Source organism: Brucella ciceri (assembly GCF_041930145.1).
GTDB classification, from domain to species: domain Bacteria; phylum Pseudomonadota; class Alphaproteobacteria; order Rhizobiales; family Rhizobiaceae; genus Brucella; species Brucella intermedia.
Genome location: NZ_JBHEEV010000006.1, coordinates 308,141 through 323,418, shown reverse-complemented (window position 1 = coordinate 323,418; position 15,278 = coordinate 308,141). Strand labels below are relative to the sequence as shown.

Sequence of the window (15,278 nt, the reverse complement as noted above, 5' to 3'; positions counted from 1 at the left end):
TCAACCTCCGAAGCTCAGCTTGAGGATCGCAAAAATGCAGGCGAAGCCGACAACAGCCGTAAAGAAGCTGTTCAGCATCACCAGCACGACCTTCATGCCTTCGCCATGCACATAATCTTCGATAATGACCTGCATGCCCAAACGCATGTGATAGACGCCGGTCAGGACGAACAGCGCCATCACGATTGCAGTGAATGGATGCGACAATGCAGCCCGGACTTCCGCATAGCTTGCGCCATTGAGCGAAACGACCAGACCGATGAAAAACATGACCAGCGGCACGAGGGCGACCGCGCTCAGGCGCTGATACCAGAAATGGCCGGTGCCTTCCTTGGCCGATCCCAGACCCCGGACCTTGCCGAGCGGGGTGCGCATATCCTTGTTCATACCGTTCATGAAACCAGCTCCCCTTAGCGCACCGAATAGGCGACGACCCAGACGAGGATCGTGGCGATGACGGAGAATACGACGGTCGTCCAGGCGATCCTGGAAGCGGTGTGCTTTTCAAGGCCTGCACCCGTATCCCAGATCAGGTGGCGGACACCGCCGGCCAGATGGTGCAGAAGCGCCCAGGTATAGCCGAACAGGATCAGGCGGCCGATCCAGGACGAGAACAATGCATTGACGGTGTTGAAGCACTCTTCGCTGACCGCAGCCGAAATCAGCCAGGCCGCCAGCAGCAGGGTGCCGAAGTAAAGTGCGCCGCCTGTGATGCGATGGACGATGGACATCGTCATCGTAATGACCGGCTTGTAGATAGACAGGTGCGGCGACAAAGGACGCTGGCGCGTTACAGTCGGTTGTGTCATGGCTCTGTAGGCTTCCCTGACGTTTCTCTCCGGCCACACCCGGCTGACGATCATCAGCAAGGCAGCCGGGTTGCGGGTTCTCCCGAACCCTGGTTCGATGCCGTCCGAGACACAGGGAACCGGACTTTACGATCCCGCGCCGGTACGACCCAAGAAAATATGGCTGGACCGTGGCGTACGGCCCTATGTGGCGCTTTCTACTGCGCTTTTACCATCACGTCAAAGAAGCTTTTTCACGAAAAGACTAACAATTGGTCGCACCTGGGCGACACATTCGCGTGATTGCGGCATTCAAACGATTGAAGACCGCAACCGGCAAAAACATGTGTAATTTCATCAACTTTCAGGAAATCGATCAGTTGCCGAATCGAATCACATAGCTCGACCAGTCGGCAGCCGTGGCGATCTGTTCATAGAGCTTGCGCCCGTCTTCCGGAACGCGCGGGGCATTCAGCACCAGCTTGGACCAGCTGCGCTCCTCGGCCTTGTCGGCAAGGACGTCGATCAACGCCTTGGCGATACCCTTCCCGCGATGATCGTGGTGGACATAGATATGATCGACCTGTCCTGCACGCAGGCCCGTCACCGGTTCGGGCAGATCGTAGAAGATCACGAAGCCGACCAGATTTCCGTCGACCCGGGCCCCCAGCGTTTCAGCGGCGCGGTCCTGAAGCAGGTGCTCGGCATAAAAATCATCGGGGCGGCGTGGCGCACCGCGCTTCAGCGCCTGCGCGTAGCTTGCCAGCAGCGGCGCGAACTCATGGGCATCCCGCAGATGGAGGAGCGCAATATCGACGGCATGATCTTTGGTCATTGGACGTTCCTTGGCGTTTCCAGTTCTTCCATGCGCCGCCTGCGAAGCAGCAGCGCACCGGAAGACCGGTTCGATTGTAGCCAGCACGGATGACAAAGGTAAAGAAAGAGTTAAGATAGTCCTCATTCTCTTGGTGGTCACGGACGATGAGGCTCGAACAACGATGGCAAAACGCAGACCGGCAATGCTTGGCGTGGTTGTCGTCGGGGCGCTTGCACTGACCAGCCCCACGCTGGCCAGCGATGCGATGCGTTCCATCGATGCATCGGGGAACCTCGTCATCCAGATGCCGGATAATGGTGCCAGAATCATCCGGGTCGGAACCGTGCAGCCTGTTTCTGCGCCGCCGCAGCACTTGCGGATAATTTCTGCGCCACGCGATAATGCCATCGCCCACATCGTGGCCAAGCCCAACAGCAATTGCGAAAGCGCGGTCGTGCTGCGTGGACGCTCTTTCATGTATGGGATCGACCGCGGGGAAACGCCGGTTCTGGATCATCCGGGTTGCCGCTACGAACAGCGTCGTTCAGCGCCCGGTCATTGAACGAAGTTCCAGAACGTTTTCATCCACCAGTATCGGAAGCGCGCTGCGGACGCAGTTGCGCCCTCCCTTCTTCGCCTCATAAAGCGCACCATCCGCGCGCTTGTAGAGATCGGAAAACACGTCATCGAATTCCATTTCCGCGATGCCGAAGCTCGCGGTAAAGACAATTGCGCCATTTCGCCCGGGAATATGGATATCGCGGCAGACAAGCCGGGCCTTTTCCGCGAATCGCCATGCTGACTGGATCGTGTTTCCCGGCAGGATGATCGCAAATTCCTCACCGCCTATGCGGGCCGAAATTCCGTTCTTACCGTTCGCTGCCTTGCGCAGTTCGGCAGAGAACGCCGCAATGACGCGATCTCCCAGCGCATGGCCATGCGTATCGTTGATCGCCTTGAAATGATCGATGTCGCACAGGACCAGCGACAGGGCCTGCCGCATGCGCTTCGACTTTTCAATTGCGGCTTCGGCGCGAAACTCGAAACCGCGCCGGTTGAGCAATCCCGACAGCTGGTCCGTCTCGGAGCGTATCAGCATATTGGCGATCAGTTCCCGCATCAGGCTCAACAGCAGGAGCAAACCACCAGCAACGGAAAGAGCCGCCCCGATGGACTGCGAAAACATCGCATAGGTCGTATCGATGTAATCTCTCGGTTCTACGCCTGTCCCTCCCGCCAGCATGGCGATGACCGGCTTGAACAGAAAATGGAGGGCGCTGATGCTGAACAGCACCACCATCAAGGTATCTACGCCGTTGCGATCCACCCGCAGGATCACCCACACCGCTAGAAGCAGAATGAGGAAATAAGGCGTCTGATAGAGAAGCATGCCGAGCATCTGGCTGCGGGCGACGTCATATATGCCGTAAACCATCGCGAGCGATGCAACAGTCAGAACTCCGAGCGCGATCCACGGCACGGGCCGGGCATACATGCGTGCCAGACCGATGACCAGACAGGACAATGCCAGATAGTAGGTCGTGAAGGCGAGCATATAGCCCACGCGGGGATTGGGAATGGAAGGCATGGCAAGCTCTGTGAGGAAATAGAGCATTGCGAAAATAAAGCCGAAGGCAAAGACGGGCGCCGCCGCATTATCCCGCGCGTATACGGCTATGCCGAGGAACGCGAAAGCAAACAGACCTGAAACGGTCATGTTAATCAGAAGGATAAAGTCGGCTCCATTCATCGATTCTCTTCCCATGCCGGCTGTCAAAGTCTTCCCAGACGCCAGCCACCCCACCCCTCCATACAATCAAAGCGTGAAAAACATGCTAATATACATCTAAAGAAAAACCGCCGGGGATGAACCGGCGGTTTGATCAGTTGAAAGCCTGCGGGGGAACCTTAGTTCCACTCGCGAATGTCGACGAAATGTCCGGCAATCGCGGCAGCGGCTGCCATGGCTGGCGACACGAGATGCGTGCGGCCCTTGAAGCCCTGGCGTCCTTCGAAATTGCGGTTCGAGGTCGATGCGCAACGCTCGCCCGGCTTCAGGCGGTCGTCATTCATGGCAAGGCACATCGAGCAGCCCGGCTCGCGCCAGTCGAAACCGGCTTCGATGAAGATCTTGTCCAGACCTTCGGCTTCCGCCTGTTCCTTTACCAGACCAGAGCCCGGTACGATCATGGCGCTTACGCCGGCGGCAACCTTCTTGCCAGCGGCCATGCGGGCGGCATCGCGCAGGTCTTCGATGCGGCCATTGGTGCACGAGCCGATGAACACGCGGTCGATCTTGATGTCGGTCATCTTGATGCCCGGCTTCAGGCCCATATAGTCAAGCGCACGCCACTTCGATGCACGCTTGGTCTCATCCTTGATCTCGTCGGGATTCGGAACGATGTCGGTGACGAAGACCACGTCTTCCGGCGAGGAACCCCAGGAAACGACCGGCGAAATCTTGGCAGCGTCCAGTTCGACGATCTTGTCGAAATGCGCCCCTTCATCCGAATGCAGCGTCTTCCAGTAGGAAATCGCCTGTTCCAGCGCTTCGCCCTTCGGCGCGCGCGGCTTGTCCTTGATATAGGCGAAGGTCGTTTCGTCCGGCGCGATCAGGCCGGCGCGTGCGCCGCCTTCGATCGACATGTTGCAGACAGTCATGCGGCCTTCCATCGACAGGGAGCGAATGGCATCGCCCGCATATTCGATCACATAGCCAGTGCCGCCTGCGGTGCCGATTTCACCGATGATGGCGAGCGTGATGTCCTTGGCGGTGACGCCGGGCGCCAGCTTGCCATTCACACGCACCAGCATGTTCTTGGCTTTCTTCTGGATCAGCGTCTGGGTTGCCAGAACGTGCTCCACCTCGGACGTGCCGATACCGTGCGCCAGCGAACCGAAAGCGCCGTGCGTGGACGTGTGGCTGTCGCCGCAGACGATGGTCATGCCCGGCAGGGTGAAGCCCTGCTCCGGACCGACGATGTGCACGACGCCCTGACGCTTGTCGCGCTCGGAATAATATTCGACGCCGAAATCGGCGGCATTCTTCGCCAGAGCCTCGACCTGAATGCGGCTTTCCTCGTTCTTGATGCCGTTGATGCGGTCCGGCGAGGTCGGCACGTTGTGATCGACAACGGCCAGCGTCTTTTCAGGATGGCGCACCTTGCGGCCAGCCATGCGCAGGCCTTCGAAAGCCTGCGGGCTCGTCACTTCGTGCACAAGATGGCGATCAATATAAAGGAGGCAGGTTCCGTCTTCCTGCTGATCCACTACATGGTCGTCCCAGATCTTGTCATAAAGTGTACGCGGCGCGCTCATTGCGAGAGGTCCTTTGATTAGTTCGAGAGCATTTCCAGCAAAATGTGAAACGGGTTTTGCATGGGCCAATGCGTGAAAAAAACAGCCAGAGCGATTCCTGCGCTTCAAGCCTTGGCTGGAACCGCTCTAACTTCCTGTCATATGCACCCGCCGTCACGCTTCGTCAAGAAAGTGAAACCGCAACAGGGTGTCGCAGTAACAATCTTGCGAGATGTTGGCGGAAATATGCGATATGTTACGCAACCCTTTGCTTTTGGCAAATAAAAAAGGCGACCCAAAGGCCGCCTTTTCCAAACAGATCGCTGTGAAACTTATTCAGCAGCAGCCTTGGCAGCTTCGGCCTTGGCAGCGGCAGCCTTGTCGGCTTCGCGCTCGGCCTTGGTGCGGTTGTCTTTCTTTTCAGCGATACGGGCAGCCTTGCCCGTGAGGCCGCGCAGATAGTAAAGCTTCGCGCGACGAACCTTGCCGCGGCGAACCAGTTCAACGCCTTCTACGATCGGCGAGTAAACCGGGAATACGCGCTCCACGCCTTCGCCGTAGGAAATCTTGCGAACGGTGAAGTTTTCGTTGAGGCCAGCGCCGGAACGGGCAATGCAGACGCCTTCATAGGCCTGCACGCGGGTACGCGTACCTTCGGTAACGCGAACCTGAACGCGAACGGTGTCACCTGGCTGGAAATCCGGAAGCTTGCGCTTTTCTTCGATCTTTGCTGCCTGTTCGGCTTCAAGCTGACGAATGATATCGGTCATCGTCTTTCTCCTTCTGAATTCTTCTCAAACAGTCAGAGCGCTCTGCACTTGCCACCAAGCAATCCTTGGCCCTGTGGCTATGCCTTCAAATTCAGGCAGGAGCGGTACACCATTTATTGGTTTAGGACGTATCGGGCTTTGCCCGAACGGGATATTACAATGTCGGGACTAGCCCGAACTGGCGCGGCAATACACCATTGCCGGCGATGAATCAATATCAGGACGCCAAAATCGCCTCAGATGCGGCCCAGATGCGTATCCTTGAAACCCGATCCATATTTGAGGCCGAAACCGAGTGCGCGGTCGACGCCGATATGCACGGCCCAGATCAGCGCAATTGCAAAGCAGAGCGGCCAGTTCATGGCCCAGCCGAACACCGCCACAAACACGACGCCGATCCAGCTATGGGCCATATTGTAGATGACCGCGCCGGTACGCGGCCCCTTCATATAGCCGAAGAATGAAAGATCGGGCGCAAGGATGAGGATGGCAAACAGCCACCAGCTCGCGCCGCTGACCCAATAGGCTCCGAGCGCCAGCAGTGCGAGAGAAAGACTTTCGAGCCGCTGGATCAGATTCATTTGCGCTTGCCCTCGCCATAGGCTTCCCAAAGATCGGGACGCCGCTCCCTGGTGATCCGTTCCGCCTGCTCGTGTCGCCATTTGTCGATGGCGCCATGATTGCCCGACGTCAGGATTTCCGGAATCGATCTTCCTTCCCATACCTGCGGGCGGGTATAATGCGGATGTTCGAGCAGGCCGGTCTCGAAGCTTTCCGTCTCGCCGGATTCGCGATTGCCCATCACGCCCGGCAAGAGCCGCACAACAGCATCGAGCAGCACGATGGCCGCAGTCTCTCCGCCCGACAGGATGTAATCGCCGATCGAAACTTCCTCGAGATCGCGCGCTTCAATGACGCGCTCATCCACGCCTTCGAAACGACCGCACAGAATGATCGCGCCCGGCCCGTCGGCCAGTTCGCGCACGCGCTTCTGTGTCAGCGGTTTTCCGCGCGGGCTCATCAGGAGCATCGGGCGGCGACCGTCGGCGACTGAATCCAGTGCACGGGCGATAACATCCGGCTTCATCACCATGCCGGCGCCGCCGCCAGAAGGCGTGTCATCCACCATACGGTGCCGCCCTTCCGCAAAGTCGCGAATCTGCACCGCATCGAGCCGCCATTTCGCTTCAGCGAGCGCCTTGCCGGCAAGCGAGGCGCCAAGCGGTCCGGGGAACATTTCCGGATAAAGCGTCAGCACGGAGGCATGAAAGAAACCGGCCTCGTCCGTGACCTTTGGAACTTCGGTCATCACTTCTTCGGCTTTTTCTTTTCGCCCTGCGGGCGCTCGTCCTCATCCTCGGCGATCAGTCCGGCGGCATGGGGTTCGACCAGCAATATGCCCTTGTCGAAGTCGATCTCCGGTACGGCCGCTTCCGTGAACGGAATGAGCATGGGACGCTTGCCCTTTTCGGAAAGCTCGATGAGATCGCCGCCGCCGAAATCGAACAGGGCGCTCACCACGCCATAGGACTTGCCTTCCGCATCGACCGCCAGCAAGCCGATCAGATCGGTCTGGTAGAATTCGTCTTCGTCCAGTTCGTCATCCGGCAGTTGCGAGCGGTCGATGAAAAGCGCGGTCCCGTTCAGCGCCTCGGCCGCATTGCGGTCGTTGATGCCCTTGAAACGCACGACCACGACCGTCTTGGCCGGGCGCGCTTCCAGAACTTCGTAGCTCTTGCCCTGTTCGTCATAAAGCAGGCCGTAATCGGCGATGGCCAGCGGATCGCCGGTAAAGGTCTTCACTCGCACTTCACCGCGCGTGCCATGGGCGGCACCGATGACGGCGAGTTGGATCGGGTTTTCTGGACGCGGCATTGCCAACCTTGTTTTTTGCTGCACGGAGAGAACTATTTTTCGTTCAATAGCTCTTTCGTTGGCCTTTTTCACGTCATTTCGTCACAAAAGCGCTCTTCAACCCACGAAAACCAGCCGGTAACCTATCGCTGGCAGACTGCCTTGCGAATCCAGAGTGAACGATCGGCCCGATTATGACGACGAACAGCGAATTTCTGATCCCTGCCCGCGCCGACCTCGCAGCCGCCAGGGAAGAATGGCTGAAGACGCTGAAAGATGCGCGGCGCCTGTCGGAAAATACGCTTGATGCCTATGAGCGCGATACGCGCCAGTTTCTCAATTTCCTGACCGGCCATCTGGGCGAACCGCCGTCGCTGAAGGATGTCGGCAATCTGCGGATCGCCGATCTGCGCTCGTTCCTGGCCAGCCGCCGCAACGAAGGCGTCGGCGCGCGAACGCTGGGGCGCGGACTTGCGGGCGTGCGCTCGCTGCTGCGTCATCTGGAAAAACGCGGTCTTGCCAATGCCGCAGGCGCGAGCGCGATGCGCGCGCCGCGACAGCCGAAATCACTGCCCAAGCCACTGACCGCCGAAGATGCCCGCCGCGTGGTTGCCGCCGACGGGCAACTGGCGGAGGAGCCATGGATTGCCGCGCGCAACGCCGCCGTTCTGACCTTGCTCTATGGTTGCGGCCTGCGCATCTCCGAGGCGCTCGGCCTGACGGGTGACGCATTATCCGACAGCACCGCCCTTTCCATCACCATTACCGGCAAGGGCAACAAAGCCCGCCTCGTGCCGTTGCTGCCGGTGGTGCATCGCGCTGTAGCGCAGTATCGGACGCTTTGCCCATTCGATCTTTCGGCCGACAAACCGCTGTTTCGCGGCGCCAAGGGCGGCATTCTTCATGCGGCGATCATCCAGCGTGAAATGCAGAAACTGCGCGCTGGCCTTGGCCTGCCGGACAGCGCGACGCCGCATGCGCTGCGCCATTCCTTTGCAACGCACCTTCTGGGACGCGGCGGCGATCTGCGCACCATTCAGGAACTGCTTGGCCACGCCAGCCTTTCCACGACACAGGTCTATACCGGCGTGGATACAGAGCGATTGCTGGAAGTTTACGACAAGGCGCACCCGCGCGCTTGATATTGGTCTGGCATCCGTGAAAACCGGCTCTATATTGCCCTCATGAAAAAGCTGTTTCTGACCCTTCTCCTTGCCTGTCTTGCAGGCTCCATCGCCGCTCGCGCCGACAATGCCCCTGCCGCGGCTACCTGTACCCCACACGGCGTCAACCTCATGGAAGGACTTGAGGCGAAAGACCCGGTTAGCTGGCAGGAATTGCAGCGCGAAGCCGATAAGGTTCCCAATCGCACGGGGCTCCTCTGGAAAATCGAGAAAGAGGGCATCGAGCCATCCTATCTCTTCGGCACGATACATTTTTCCGATCCCCGCGTCATGACATTGCCGAAAGCGACCGACACGGCCTATCGATCGGCGAACACGGTTGTCGTGGAAACGACGGATATGCTGGACCCGAAGTTTTTCCTGCGTGTCAGGCTCGAACATCCCGACCTGCTGCTCTTCACCGATGGCACCACGCTCAAATCCCATCTTCCCGCAGAGCAGCGTGACGAGATCGAACGGAAGCTTGCAGAACGCGGCATCATTCTCGACGCGGTCGCCACAATGAAACCCTGGGTCCTATCCAGCCTGCTGACGTTTCCCAAATGCGAGAGACAGCGCAAAAGCGAGGGCGAGAAATCGCTCGATGAAAAGCTTGCTCTCGACGCGCAGGCCGAGGGCCGCGATGTTCAGGGCCTTGAAAGTGCGGAAGAACAGCTCCTGGCGATGAGCCGGATGCCGCTCGATTTCCATGTCCGCAGCCTTGTGGCTACCATCGATTATGGTGACGGGATCGAGAATGCCATGGAGACAATGACTGCACTTTATCTCAAGGGCGAGATCGGGATGATCATGCCGACGCTCCGGAAGATTGTTCCCGACAACCTTTCCGACGAGGACTATGATTTATTTCTAAAATATCTCATTTCGGACCGCAATCACGTCATGGCTGATCGCGCCGTCCCGATCATCGACAAGGGAAATGCCTTTATTGCCGTTGGCGCGCTGCATCTGCCGGGCGCGGATGGGGTAATCGAATTGCTGCGTGCAAAGGGTTATCGGGTGGTTCCGCTATAATCGTCGATAGAGCATTTCCGGTGTTGCAGGAAATGCTCTAGCCGGCTTTCAGGTCCGTGATGCTGTTCTCGATGGCGGTTATATTGAGTTCGAGTTCGGCAATCTGTCTCAATATGGATTTTCCCGGAAGCGCTTCTTCCCGAGCCGCCTCATCCAGAAGCTTGAACTGTTCATCGCGCAGAAGCGACGAAAGTTTCTCGAAGCGTTCAATGGTTTTCAGGTTTTCTTTCGACGGCATAATGTCATTCCTCAAAATTTCGGCGTCGTCTCTGATCGCTTGTAACGATCCTGCCTTATCAGTGCTTTACAGTGATAAAGCCCGGATAGCCAGTTGATCGATCATATTTTCGATCAGCAGATCGCATCCGGGATTGAATATACATAAATGATGCGCAGTTTCTCTTGCGTTAACACCAGCGCCGCCGCCCCGCTCCGCACGTCTATTCGTACTGGCTCGTACGCATATTAGCGCTTCTGGAACTATCCGCTCTTTTTCGCATTGATATACACCGGGTTTGTTATTGCAGCGCATGACGGCACGCATTCGAGGCGGTCGGAACATCGATTGCCCGAGGATCACACGCAATGCCCGGCCAACTGTCACTTCCCGACTGTCGTTTCGATGGCGGAAGGGACCATTGGAGGACCCGATATGGTTGACCCCCTCGACCCGCGAAACAATGACCCGCGGAACAACGACCCGCGCACGACAACCGACCCCAGGCTTTCGGACCCATCCGGGATGCCGCCGCCACCGCCCGCGCGCGGCGGAAGCGGCTATCTGCTTGGCGCGGTGCTGCTGGCGGCGATAATCATCCTGGCTTATTTCTTTTACCGCAACGGCAGCGGGACAGACACAGCCGCTCCACCTTCGCCTCCCCCTGCGACGCAGAGCGAGCCTGCAACACCTGCTCCGGCTCCCCCGGCCAGCCCGCCAGCGCAAAACTAGAGCGGTTCCTGTTCTGACAGAATCGTCGGAAATGCTCTAGACATCGAAAAAAGGCCCGCATCTGCGGGCCTTTTGCAGTTCCATATAATGGCCGATCACATATGGATCGGCTTGGCGAAGGTCGCCAGGGCGGATTCGCGCACGGCTTCCGACATAGTCGGATGCGCGTGGCAGGTGCGGGCCAGGTCTTCCGACGATCCGCCGAACTCCATCAGAACAGCCAGTTCGTGGATCATTTCGCCGGCATTGTAGCCGAGGATATGAGCGCCCAGGACGCGGTCCGTCGCCTTGTCGGCGAGGATCTTCACGAACCCGTCCGTGTGCAGCATGGCGCGTGCGCGACCATTGGCCGTGAACGGGAACTTGCCGATCTTGTATTCGATACCGGCAGCTTTTAGCTCTTCTTCGGTCTTGCCGACGGAAGCCACTTCCGGCTGCGTGTAAACGACGCTCGGAATGACATCGAAATTCACGTGACCGGCCTGACCGGCAATGATTTCGGCAACCGCAATGCCTTCGTCTTCGGCCTTGTGCGCCAGCATCGGACCCTGCACCACGTCGCCAATGGCATAGATGCCTTCGACATTGGTACGCCAGTGACCGTCGATGGCAACGCGGCCGCGATCATCGACATTCACGCCAGCTTCCTGCAGGCCGAGACCGTCCGTGTAAGGACGGCGGCCGGTCGCAATCAGAACGGCATCGGCTTCAAGCGTTTCAGCCGCGCCACCCTTTACCGGTTCAAAGGTCACTTTCGCGCCCTTACCTGCCTTCTCCACGCCGGTCACCTTGGCGCCGAGCTTGAAGGCAATGCCCTGCTTTTCGAGGAGACGCTGGAACTGCTTCGACACTTCGCCGTCCATGGGCCCGAGCACCTTGTCGAGATATTCCACGACCGTTACCTTGGCGCCGAGACGCGCCCAGACGGAGCCAAGTTCGAGGCCGATCACGCCGCCGCCGACGACGATCAGGCTGCCCGGAACCTTGTCGAAGGAAAGCGCGCCGGTCGAGGAAACGATGACTTTCTCGTCAATATCGACCTTGACGCCGGGAATGCCGGCGACGTCGGAGCCGGTGGCGATGATGATGTTCTTTGCTTCGATTTCCTCGACCTTGCCGTCTTCGGCGGTCACGGAAACCTTGCCCTTGGCTACGATCTTGCCGGTGCCGATGAAGGACGTGATCTTGTTCTTCTTGAACAGGAATTCAACGCCGGTGACGTTGGACTTCACGGTCGCATCCTTGTGCGCCAGCATCTTGCCCAGATTGAGCTTCGGCGTCACTTCCACGCCGAGCGTATCGAAGGAATGACCGGCTTCGGCAAAAACTTCCGATGCATGCAGCAGCGCCTTGGAGGGAATGCAGCCGATATTCAGGCAGGTGCCACCGAAGGTCTTGCGCTTCTCCACAACAGCAACGGAAAGACCAAGCTGTGCAGCCTTGATCGCGGCGACATAACCGCCGGGGCCCGTACCGATGACAACCACATCGTATGACATTGAACTATCCTTCTTCAGTCTGTCCTGAACGCTTTCGGGCGACCCGGTTCATCCGGCGATGCCCTTCATCCGCTATTATTCACATGCAACCGGCATTTTTCAGGAGCCGGTCATTCCTGGTCGGGCGTGCATCCCTGAAAGCGGAACACTTCCCACTGCAGCGGCTTTTCGGGTTTTGCCGCTCCAAAATCATAACCGTCGAGCGCCGTCACCAGATCGGGCAGCAGGATCGCCTGCGCCGCCGGTTCTTCCGCCTTGGGCAGCACCTCGGCTTCCGCGCCTTCCTTCAAGGCATAGATGACGCTCTGCCAGATGCTGCAATCGTCGAGGTCTTCCGGATTGGAACCATCGCCCTTGCAGTTGAAGGTCAGCAAGGCATAGGGGCGCGCCACGCCCTCCTCCGGCCAGATCACCATGCCGCTCAGCTTGAACTCCGGCTTGTCGTTGGCCGTGATGGTGAATTCATTGGTCGGCGCCGGTGTCATTTTCAGATCATTCGGCTGCTCCGGACGGAAGGTCAGCGTGTAGGCATCGTCGCGATCGCGATAAATCGCGCGGTTCTGCGTACAAGCCGCCTGAACGGCGGTGGAGAACACCGAAAGCGCGAGCGCGGCAAAGGCGGTGGTCCTGAAAAGCTTGTGTGCAATATGCATCTGTCGGTTCTCCCTGGGTGTTCCGGCTGAGCTTTTCCGGCAGCGAATCCTCGGCTTGCGAAGATAAGGATTACATAGCCTTTTCGGTGGCAAGTTTAAGCCCCAACGCGATGAACACAACTCCGCTGGCGCGATCGATCCACTTCGAGGCGCGCGAGAAGGCCGCGCGCATCTTCGGTGTCGTCATGAAAAGGCTGACGCCGACGAACCAGGAGATCAGCGCGGTCGCCATCACGACGCCATAACCGAGCTTCACCTCCGTCGGCGTATGGGCATGAACGACCGTGGAGAAAATCGACAAAAAGAAGAACACTGCCTTGGGGTTCAGCGCATTGGCGGCAAAGCCGAGGCCGAAGGCCCTGGCGAAGCTCTGCTGCTTGCGCGGCTCCTTTGGCGAAGCCTCCACGTCGATCTTCGTCGTGCCAGCTCGCAGCGCCTTGATGCCGATATAGACCAGATAGGCCACGCCGCACCATTTGACGATGTTGAACAGGTAGATCGACTTGGAAATGATGAGCCCGAGCCCGAGCACCGTATAGGTGACATGCATCATCAGGGCGGTACCGATACCGAAGCTCGTGATGATCGCTTCACGGCGGCCATGCAGCAGCGATTGCCGGATGACCATCGCAAGATCAGCGCCGGGGGAAACGATGGCGAAGACGAAGATCGCCATCAGGGATGCAAGTTCGAAAAGATAGGGATGCATCGTGTTTCCTTCGTTGCGCGTGTTTCACGTGCAGGCTGTCATCACAGAACCAAAGCCAGAAGCATGATACCGAGCCCCATCAGGCTGATGAGCCAGACGAAGGAACGGAAATAGGGAATGCCCGCCAGATAAAGCGGGATATAGACGATGCGGCCCAACAACCAGAGCCACGCCCCGAGGATACCCCACCCGGACGGGTCGCCTTTCAGCACGAGCGCCAGCGCCAGACCGATGAAGGCCGGATAGGTCTCGCGGAAATTGGCGGAGGCCCGTTCCGCGCGACCGGCAAACTTGCCGGAGGGTTTCAGCCCCTCGTCGCGCGGACCGGCATTCCACCGGGAGCCGAGTTCCTTCGTTGCCGCAAAGCCCTGCAGGAGGATATGAACCACCAGCAGGACGACGCTCCCGCCGATCAGCGGCAGGAACGGGGATGCGGAGAAGAGGCCCGGCTCCATCGTTCTTCCTTAGAGATCGAGAACCAGACGTTCCGGATCTTCCAGGCTTTCCTTGACGCGCACGAGGAAGGTCACAGCTTCCTTGCCGTCCACGATGCGGTGATCGTAGGAAAGCGCCAGATACATCATCGGGCGGATCACGATCTGGCCGCCGACGACAACAGGACGGTCCTGGATCTTGTGCATGCCGAGAATGCCCGACTGCGGAGCGTTCAGGATCGGCGAGGACATCAGCGAACCGTACACGCCGCCATTGGTGATGGTGAACGTGCCGCCCTGCATGTCGGCCATGGACAGCGAACCGTCGCGAGCCGCCTTGGCCAGACGTCCCAGTTCCTTTTCGATTTCCGCGATCGACATGCTGTCGGCGTCACGGATGACCGGAACCACGAGACCCTTGTCCGTGCCGACGGCCATGCCGACATGGGCGAAGTTCTTGTAGATGATGTCGGTGCCGTCGATCTCGGCGTTGACCGCCGGGATTTCCTTCAGCGCATGCGTCACGGCCTTGGTAAAGAAGCCCATGAAGCCAAGCTTCACGCCATGCTTCTTTTCGAAGATGTCCTTGTACTTGGTGCGCAGTTCCATCACCGCTGACATGTCGACTTCGTTGTAGGTCGTCAGCATGGCGGCAGTGTTCTGAGCATCCTTCAGACGCTTGGCGATCGTCTGGCGCAGGCGGGTCATCTTCACGCGTTCTTCGCGCGATGCGTCGTCAGCTGGCGACGCCGGGCGGGCAGCAGCCGGTGCGGCGGCGGCAGGAGCAGCCGAAACACCTTTTGCAATAGCGTCAAGCACATCGCCCTTCAGCACCTGGCCGCGCTTGCCCGAACCTTCCACCTGATCGGCGGAAAGGTTGTTTTCAGCAAGCAGCTTGGAGGCTGCCGGAGCAGGCTGCATGGCCGGGCCGGACGAGGCGGAAGCGGCTGGCGCCGCAGCAGCAGGAGCGGCAGCGGCAGGCTTGGCTTCTTCCTTCTTCGCAGCCGGGGCCGCAGCGGCGGCAGCGCCGTCACCGGAAATCTGGCCGAGAAGCGCATTGACTTCGACCGTGTCGCCTTCCTTGGCCACGATCTCGGCCAGCACGCCAGCAGCAGCAGCCGGAACTTCCACTGTCACCTTGTCGGTTTCCAGTTCCACCAGCGGTTCGTCGATAGCGACGGCATCGCCAACCTTCTTGAACCACTTTCCGATGGTTGCCTCGGTAACGGACTCCCCAAGCGTGGGAACGCGAATTTCGGTAGCCATGGTTTCTTCTTCCGTTGATCTTCAGTCTTTAAAGTTCGTTCGAT

Annotated in this window: 19 protein-coding genes; 4 read left to right on the top strand and 15 right to left on the bottom strand. The window is 58.8% G+C overall.

Annotated features, from left to right (window positions below):
- The 3 genes from sdhD to JNC63_RS14560 all read right to left on the bottom strand — a co-directional run bounded on the left by sdhD (window position 1) and on the right by JNC63_RS14560 (window position 1,623).
- Complete coding sequence (sdhD, locus tag JNC63_RS14570; protein ID WP_021587476.1) at window positions 1-396, bottom strand: succinate dehydrogenase, hydrophobic membrane anchor protein; 396 nt, start codon at window positions 394-396, stop codon at window positions 1-3.
- A 14-nt stretch (window positions 397-410) separates the two neighbouring features.
- The gene (gene sdhC / locus JNC63_RS14565; protein WP_006470953.1) at window positions 411-809 is read right to left on the bottom strand and encodes a succinate dehydrogenase, cytochrome b556 subunit; all 399 of its coding nucleotides are present in this window, start codon (window positions 807-809) and stop codon (window positions 411-413) included.
- Window positions 810-1,164: 355 nt separating this feature from the next.
- The gene (locus JNC63_RS14560; RefSeq protein WP_006470954.1) at window positions 1,165-1,623 is read right to left on the bottom strand and encodes a GNAT family N-acetyltransferase; all 459 of its coding nucleotides are present in this window, start codon (window positions 1,621-1,623) and stop codon (window positions 1,165-1,167) included.
- 163 nt (window positions 1,624-1,786) lie between these two features.
- Between JNC63_RS14560 and JNC63_RS14555 the strand changes: the two genes are divergently transcribed.
- On the top strand, window positions 1,787-2,167 hold the full coding sequence (locus tag JNC63_RS14555) for a hypothetical protein (RefSeq protein ID WP_230349483.1): 381 nt from the start codon (window positions 1,787-1,789) through the stop codon (window positions 2,165-2,167).
- Here JNC63_RS14555 and JNC63_RS14550 read toward each other — a convergent pair.
- From JNC63_RS14550 to rimM, 6 genes are all read right to left on the bottom strand, one after another.
- A complete protein-coding gene (locus JNC63_RS14550; RefSeq protein ID WP_006470955.1) occupies window positions 2,150-3,355 on the bottom strand; it encodes a GGDEF domain-containing protein in 1,206 nt (401 codons plus the stop codon). The genes JNC63_RS14555 and JNC63_RS14550 overlap by 18 nt on opposite strands.
- A 158-nt stretch (window positions 3,356-3,513) precedes the next feature.
- Window positions 3,514-4,923 (bottom strand): 3-isopropylmalate dehydratase large subunit, encoded by a 1,410-nt coding sequence (gene leuC, locus JNC63_RS14545; protein WP_006470956.1) that lies wholly within the window; start codon window positions 4,921-4,923, stop codon window positions 3,514-3,516.
- Window positions 4,924-5,234: 311 nt separating this feature from the next.
- Window positions 5,235-5,672 (bottom strand): 50S ribosomal protein L19, encoded by a 438-nt coding sequence (rplS, locus tag JNC63_RS14540; protein WP_006467977.1) that lies wholly within the window; start codon window positions 5,670-5,672, stop codon window positions 5,235-5,237.
- Between the two features lie 236 nt (window positions 5,673-5,908).
- Complete coding sequence (locus JNC63_RS14535; protein ID WP_021587480.1) at window positions 5,909-6,253, bottom strand: DUF4260 domain-containing protein; 345 nt, start codon at window positions 6,251-6,253, stop codon at window positions 5,909-5,911.
- Window positions 6,250-6,981, bottom strand: a complete 732-nt coding sequence (gene trmD, locus JNC63_RS14530; RefSeq protein WP_063619762.1) for a tRNA (guanosine(37)-N1)-methyltransferase TrmD — start codon at window positions 6,979-6,981, stop codon at window positions 6,250-6,252. The genes JNC63_RS14535 and trmD overlap by 4 nt, the downstream gene beginning before the upstream one ends.
- Window positions 6,981-7,547 (bottom strand): ribosome maturation factor RimM, encoded by a 567-nt coding sequence (gene rimM / locus JNC63_RS14525; RefSeq protein ID WP_063619763.1) that lies wholly within the window; start codon window positions 7,545-7,547, stop codon window positions 6,981-6,983. Before rimM ends, trmD begins: the two co-directional genes overlap by 1 nt.
- Window positions 7,548-7,720: 173 nt before the next feature.
- Here rimM and JNC63_RS14520 point away from each other — a divergent pair, with 173 nt between their 5' ends.
- Together JNC63_RS14520 and JNC63_RS14515 are read left to right on the top strand one after the other, a co-directional pair.
- Window positions 7,721-8,668: a tyrosine recombinase XerC gene (locus JNC63_RS14520; RefSeq protein WP_006467980.1), complete on the top strand. Its 948-nt coding sequence runs from the start codon at window positions 7,721-7,723 to the stop codon at window positions 8,666-8,668.
- Between the two features lie 42 nt (window positions 8,669-8,710).
- Window positions 8,711-9,724 (top strand): TraB/GumN family protein, encoded by a 1,014-nt coding sequence (locus tag JNC63_RS14515; protein ID WP_063619764.1) that lies wholly within the window; start codon window positions 8,711-8,713, stop codon window positions 9,722-9,724.
- A gap of 37 nt (window positions 9,725-9,761) precedes the next feature.
- Here JNC63_RS14515 and JNC63_RS14510 read toward each other — a convergent pair whose 3' ends face one another.
- Window positions 9,762-9,962 (bottom strand): hypothetical protein, encoded by a 201-nt coding sequence (locus tag JNC63_RS14510; protein ID WP_006470960.1) that lies wholly within the window; start codon window positions 9,960-9,962, stop codon window positions 9,762-9,764.
- A 414-nt stretch (window positions 9,963-10,376) separates the two neighbouring features.
- Between JNC63_RS14510 and JNC63_RS14505 the strand changes: the two genes are divergently transcribed.
- Window positions 10,377-10,673 (top strand): hypothetical protein, encoded by a 297-nt coding sequence (locus tag JNC63_RS14505; protein WP_063619765.1) that lies wholly within the window; start codon window positions 10,377-10,379, stop codon window positions 10,671-10,673.
- Window positions 10,674-10,768: 95 nt separating this feature from the next.
- Here JNC63_RS14505 and lpdA read toward each other — a convergent pair whose 3' ends face one another.
- From lpdA to odhB, 5 genes are all read right to left on the bottom strand, one after another.
- Entirely contained in the window at window positions 10,769-12,172 is a 1,404-nt protein-coding gene (gene lpdA / locus JNC63_RS14500) for a dihydrolipoyl dehydrogenase (RefSeq protein ID WP_006467984.1), read from the bottom strand.
- A gap of 110 nt (window positions 12,173-12,282) precedes the next feature.
- Window positions 12,283-12,825: a hypothetical protein gene (locus JNC63_RS14495; RefSeq protein WP_063619766.1), complete on the bottom strand. Its 543-nt coding sequence runs from the start codon at window positions 12,823-12,825 to the stop codon at window positions 12,283-12,285.
- A gap of 70 nt (window positions 12,826-12,895) precedes the next feature.
- A complete protein-coding gene (locus tag JNC63_RS14490) occupies window positions 12,896-13,534 on the bottom strand; it encodes a LysE family translocator (protein ID WP_063619767.1) in 639 nt (212 codons plus the stop codon).
- Window positions 13,535-13,575: 41 nt separating this feature from the next.
- A complete protein-coding gene (locus JNC63_RS14485; RefSeq protein WP_063619768.1) occupies window positions 13,576-13,989 on the bottom strand; it encodes an MAPEG family protein in 414 nt (137 codons plus the stop codon).
- 9 nt (window positions 13,990-13,998) lie between these two features.
- On the bottom strand, window positions 13,999-15,234 hold the full coding sequence (gene odhB, locus JNC63_RS14480) for a 2-oxoglutarate dehydrogenase complex dihydrolipoyllysine-residue succinyltransferase (protein WP_063619769.1): 1,236 nt from the start codon (window positions 15,232-15,234) through the stop codon (window positions 13,999-14,001).
- Window positions 15,235-15,278 lie beyond the last annotated feature (44 nt).